Origin of the sequence: Armatimonas sp., from assembly GCF_031410135.1 — a bacterium.
Taxonomy (GTDB): domain Bacteria; phylum Armatimonadota; class Armatimonadia; order Armatimonadales; family Armatimonadaceae; genus Armatimonas.
Genome location: NZ_JANNYP010000816.1, coordinates 1 through 5,157, shown reverse-complemented (window position 1 = coordinate 5,157; position 5,157 = coordinate 1). Strand labels below are relative to the sequence as shown.

The following is a 5,157-nucleotide window of genomic DNA, read 5'->3' as shown; positions in this document are numbered from 1 at the left end:
TCAAGAATCTGGCGATCTTTGATTGTCCCGATAGCCCCGATACCTGGCAGGTAGAACTCACCCGAGAGAACTGGGGCAATGACGGCAACTATGCCTACAACTACTCGGGCCTAACCCGCGATGAAGGCACGGCCCCGCGCTCCCTCGCCGAGCTAGACGAGGTGGCCAGCACCTTTGTCTTTTTCGACTCGGGCGATGCCCAAGTACGCGCAGGAACCAACAACTGGAGCGGGCTCCTAGAGGATCTAGACCTCAACATCAACTGCGATAGTAATCGCTGGCCGAACGGCTACACAAAAGAGGGCGCTCTGCGGCACATGGGACGCGCCAATATGGTCTACGCCGATGGACACGCCAAAAACATCGGCTGGCAGGAGCTTCTCACCCGCAAGGGCGATAATGTCGCGCCCTGGATGATCGAGTGGAGTGACTGTACGGGCACTTGCCCCGCTCCCGTGGTCGGCCCCGGCCAGTGCTTCGACCCTAGTAAGCTCCCCTAATCTATCAAGCAGCTAAGGACTTTTCTATGACTCGCAAAAATAGCTTTACGCTCATTGAGCTTCTCGTCGTGATCGCCATTATCGCGATTCTGGCCGCCATTCTCTTCCCTGTCTTCGCCCAGGCCCGCGAGAAGGCAAGGCAGAGTGTGTGCATCTCCAATCTCAAACAACTGGGGACAGCATTTTTGATGTATTCCACGGATTATGACGGGATGTTCCCCTCGCCCGGTGGTGGAACGGCGCTGATCAGCACGGGTAGTGGCCCTGGAAATGGCTGGATCCAGACCGCGCCGGATGGCTCGACGCAGGGGATCTACCCTTACGTGAAGTCCAGCAGCAAGACCAGCGCGGCGGCCAATATGTTCTCTTGTCCGTCAGCGCTCAACTTCACGGGCACCAACCTGGGCTCCAATGTGGCTGGTGTGGATCGGCAGCGCTCGTTTATCATGAACGACTACCTGCGCGGTAGCCACCCCGGAACCTTTGCCACCAACGTGCTTGCCACCACGCCCGCTCAGCCCGATAGCTTTGCCGCTGGGATCTCCGACAGTGGGATGGCCGAGCCCGCCTCCGTCATTCTTATCTACGAAGGCAGCCAGCGCTCCGATGCCGCCAACGCAGGAGCCACCAACCGCAACGGCGCTCCTCTACACCGGCGCACTGCAGGCGTCTCTAGCCGTCCTCCGTTTACGATTGGCTTTCCCGTGGCGCTCCACGCGGGCCAGAGTATGTCTAACTTTCTCTTCTGCGACGGTCACGCCAAGGCCATGCGCCCCGGATCTACTTGGACACGCGCTCTGGACACCGTGTTTCCGACGATCAACCCGACGGTCTGGAACAGTGTCTGCGTACCCAACCTAGGAGGATTTGGCTGTGGCTCCGGGCAGAAAGACCTCTGGAATCCACAGACAGGGGGCGTGGTCTACCCGTGACGCGCTCCCGGCCCCAGCAAGTTGCGCCGCCTCTGCCACTGCTACGGAAGTTCCCCACCGACGAAGCGACGCAGGGCGTGGCGGTGGACGCTCGCCACTTCTATGCCATTGACAACGCCCACATCGGGAAGTACGAGCGGGCGACGGGCAAGAAAGTGGGAGCCTACGAGAGCTCGCCCGAGCGCCCTCTAATCCACATGGACGGGGGGCTTGTTCTGGGCAAGACTCTCTACTGCTCGCACTCCAACTTTCCCGAGACCCCCATGCTCAGCTCCATCGAGCGCTTTGATACAGCGACACTGAGGCACCTCGGGAGCCAGAGCTTTGGCCGTGATGCGGGCTCCCTCACGTGGATGGACTGGCACGAAAACTCCTGGTGGGTCTGCTTTGGGCACTACAGCGGCAAGGGCGGCGAGCCGGGGAAGACCAACCAGGACACCGTTCTTGTGCGCTACGACGCCCAGTGGCGCAGGCAAGCGGCCTACGTTTTCCCGCCCACTCTCTTCGACCGCTGGGAGGGCATGACGGCCTCGGGCGGCCTCTGGGGGCCCAAAAACACTTTACTTATCAGTGGGCACCATGCCCCGGAGATATATCAGCTTCGGCTTCCGAAAGTAGGGAGCGTTTTAGAGATCGTACAGATCATTGCCTCACCCGCCGAGGGCCAGGGGATCGCACTAGACTCGGCGCAGAAGCGCCTCTTTCAGATCCAGCGCAAGGAGCGCTCGGTCTACGAATTTGACCTTTCAAGGCTTTATCTATGACAACCAAACCAACTCTAAAATCAGCGTTTACGCTGATCGAACTACTCGTCGTGATCGCGATCATTGCGATTCTCGCCGCGATTCTCTTCCCTGTCTTTGCACAAGCTCGTGCCAAAGCGCGGCAGGCGTCTTGTCTCTCTAACCTCAAACAGCTTGGCCTCGGGGCCATGATGTACGCCCAAGACTATGACGAGATCCTGCCCGAAACCGGCTGGCGTGGCCCCTGCTCAACGCCTATTGTGACCAGCACAGCGAACTTTAATGATAATCAGTTCAGTGGCGTCTACGCTTTTCCTCTTGCTGTGATGCCTTATCAGAAAAACTATGGCATCTTAGTCTGCCCAAGCGATACCGATAAAGGCGGCTGGGGCAAGACAGGCTCGACTTGTTTTGAGGATCAGCTTCTCCAGATGGGTGTCCCCGGCGCGTTCGCAGGGATGCGCAATGTGGCTGGTGCCATGACCAAAGTGCTCCCTCTGAGCTACGCGGGTAACTACTTCCTAAGCGCTGCGTACTCTACCCCCACCACACCGGAATCCATCACCTCCAAGATGCGTTCCATGTCAAGCTTTGCCGCCCCAGCCAACTTGGTCTATGTGACCGATGTGGGCTCCGCGCAGCTTGCAGCAGGGGGCACTTTTGCAGGCTGGTATATTGCGCCAGGCTACGGAATCCAGACGACAGTTGCGACTCTGGGAACGGGGCGCTGGGAAAAAGGTCAGCGCCACTCAGGGGGGCGCACCTGGGCCTTCTGTGACGGTCACGCAAAGTGGACAAAAGACCCGAGCTGGCTGACAGCGACGGGCACCCCCAAGAACCAGGCAACGGTCACGGAGGAGTACCGCCGTATGGGTATCTACACCTACCCGGAGACGGAAAACAGCAACTAGACTGTCACACTGTCCCCGCAACCGTCGTTAACGACGTAGAATGGGACAGATGCGGCAGAAAACACTCACGGGGTTCTTCTGGCGGGCGCTTGGGCGACCGCTCGGGCTTTCGTCGCGCGCCCGTAGTGAAGAGGAGCTGCTTTGTCTGCTACACGATACGTCTCTGAGTGAGGCGGATCGTTGTCTCGTAGAGGAGCAGCTCTTTGTTCTCGTTCGTGAGCGGATCGGGACAGCCGTGGATGGGTTCTGTGGCGCTCTAGCGGGGATGGAGCGCGACGACATTATCACCGAGGTCTGGCTCAAGTTACGCCGATCATCGTCACCGGATCTACGCACAAGCTGCCTGCGCCGGGTCGCACGGCAGATTGTTCAGAGCAAGCTACGCCTTAAAAGCACCCAGAGCTACCGACAGGAGCCCCTCGTCGAGAGTGGGGATCGGATCACAAGGGCCATCGAGGGCCTCACCGAGTCTACCCCCTCACCCATGGAGCAGCTCTGCGCCAATGAGCTGATGCAGCGGGTTCGTCAGCAGCTCGGAAATGAAAACGCCGCGCCCCTGATCCTCAACTCAGTCTATGGCTGGGAGCATCAAGAGATCGCAGCGTGGCTTGGGATTCATGAAGAAGCATCCAAGAAACGCGCCCAGCGGGCCGTCGCCCGCCTCCGCACTTTAGCAGAGACGGACGAGACCTTTAAAGCGCTTTTTGGCGACGAGTAGCTAGCCTTTGGCGTTGTGCTTGTGAGCGGCGCAGCAAGTGCCCTTCTTCTGGTGAGAGTCGTGGCACATCTTGTTGCAGACATGGTGCTTGTCCTCGCCAGTCGCATGCGTACACTTCATGCCTTTACAACACTTGGGCTCGCTGAGCTTAGGCATCGGTGCATTGGCGTGTTTGTGAGCAACGCAGCACTGTCCCTTTTTCTGATGGGAATCATGGCAGGAGCTACCACAGACATGGTGCTTATCCTCACCCGTAGCATGCTTACACTTCATTCCCTTACAACACTTAGGCTCTTCCAGCTTCTGAGTTGTTCCCTGTGCAAAAGCAAATCCTGTACAGGCCATTAGGGCCACTACCGTCGCTAACATTTTATCCATTATCTAGCTCCTTACGATTTGCAATTATAACAACAAAGTTGTTATTTGCAAACCCTAAAGGTATTTCCCACCTAAAATTCCAGAAATAAAAACCAATTAAAATTTGCATTTAATTTGCAAATATAGAATATTCACATTTCATAACGATTTAAAACACTCCCTAGCAGCCTCACGAACCCGTGGCAAAAAACTCTTTATTAGCTTCTGTGCCACAGGTCGCGCCCGCGCCTCTTGCATCACTCCTAGAGTCAGTAACGCGCCGATTCCCAGGTCAACCTCCATCTCCGCGTTCTGTGCCAGCCTCAGTAAAACCTGCCGATTGTTCTCCGTCAGTGCCCTTGCCTCTTCTGTCGTGAGACGGTTCAACAGGCGACTCAACGTCTTTTTTGCCCTCAGGATAAGATCAATATGTTGGTCATTTGTGGAAGACAGCCCTTGATACTGTGGCGGGATTTGTGCAAATCCCCCAAACCATCCGAAAATATCAAGGAGCGCGGAGGTTGCCTCACTCCCCAGAGACAGAGAGATACGTGCAGAAAGCATAGGGTAGACACACCCCCACAACCGTCCAAGCCGCTTAGACTTCATCACCGCAATGAGCCAGACGATGAACACCCCAAAAAGAAGTAATGCCATCACAATAGACAAGGCTGGTGTCAATAAGTACGGGAAAAAGTCTTCCAAGAAGCTGTCTACCAAACGAGCCGTCATTACCCCCCCTACCAAGCCAAACAGTGCTAAATTGCGTAAGGCAAAGGCCTTTCCTTGGCTTTGTACCTCGGGGAGGAGTGTATCTCGCAGACACGTGAGTGCCTCCTCGGCGGAGAGTTCGCTCAGAATGGCTCGGCCCCTTCGCCATTTTTTGTCAGCAGCCGCTCGTGAAGACGCACCTGCCACTCAGGGAGCTCGGTTTGCTGTTGCTGTGCCTGCACCGAGGCTACGCGATGATCTCTTTGATGGGCTCCGCGCCCTCCA

At 56.9% G+C, this 5,157-nt stretch carries 7 protein-coding genes; 5 read left to right on the top strand and 2 right to left on the bottom strand.

All coding sequences use genetic code 11. The annotated features are described in order from the left end of the window. The 5 genes from RMO15_RS29825 to RMO15_RS29805 all read left to right on the top strand — a co-directional run. Positions 1-500: H-X9-DG-CTERM domain-containing protein (locus RMO15_RS29825; protein WP_309721763.1), on the top strand; the 500-nt coding region annotated here is incomplete at its 5' end. A 26-nt stretch (positions 501-526) separates the two neighbouring features. Continuing rightward, positions 527-1,432 (top strand): DUF1559 domain-containing protein, encoded by a 906-nt coding sequence (locus tag RMO15_RS29820; RefSeq protein ID WP_309721760.1) that lies wholly within the window; start codon positions 527-529, stop codon positions 1,430-1,432. Further along, positions 1,429-2,196, top strand: a complete 768-nt coding sequence (locus RMO15_RS29815) for a hypothetical protein (protein ID WP_309721757.1) — start codon at positions 1,429-1,431, stop codon at positions 2,194-2,196. The genes RMO15_RS29820 and RMO15_RS29815 overlap by 4 nt, the downstream gene beginning before the upstream one ends. After that, entirely contained in the window at positions 2,193-3,086 is an 894-nt protein-coding gene (locus RMO15_RS29810) for a DUF1559 domain-containing protein (protein WP_309721754.1), read from the top strand. The genes RMO15_RS29815 and RMO15_RS29810 overlap by 4 nt, the downstream gene beginning before the upstream one ends. Positions 3,087-3,135: 49 nt before the next feature. Further along, entirely contained in the window at positions 3,136-3,804 is a 669-nt protein-coding gene (locus RMO15_RS29805) for a sigma factor-like helix-turn-helix DNA-binding protein (protein WP_309721750.1), read from the top strand. Here RMO15_RS29805 and RMO15_RS29800 read toward each other — a convergent pair whose 3' ends face one another. Beyond that, on the bottom strand, positions 3,805-4,182 hold the full coding sequence (locus RMO15_RS29800; RefSeq protein ID WP_309721746.1) for a hypothetical protein: 378 nt from the start codon (positions 4,180-4,182) through the stop codon (positions 3,805-3,807). Between the two features lie 138 nt (positions 4,183-4,320). Next, positions 4,321-4,893, bottom strand: coding sequence for a hypothetical protein (locus RMO15_RS29795; RefSeq protein ID WP_309721744.1), 573 nt, complete (start codon positions 4,891-4,893; stop codon positions 4,321-4,323). Between the last annotated feature and the right edge of the window lie 264 nt (positions 4,894-5,157).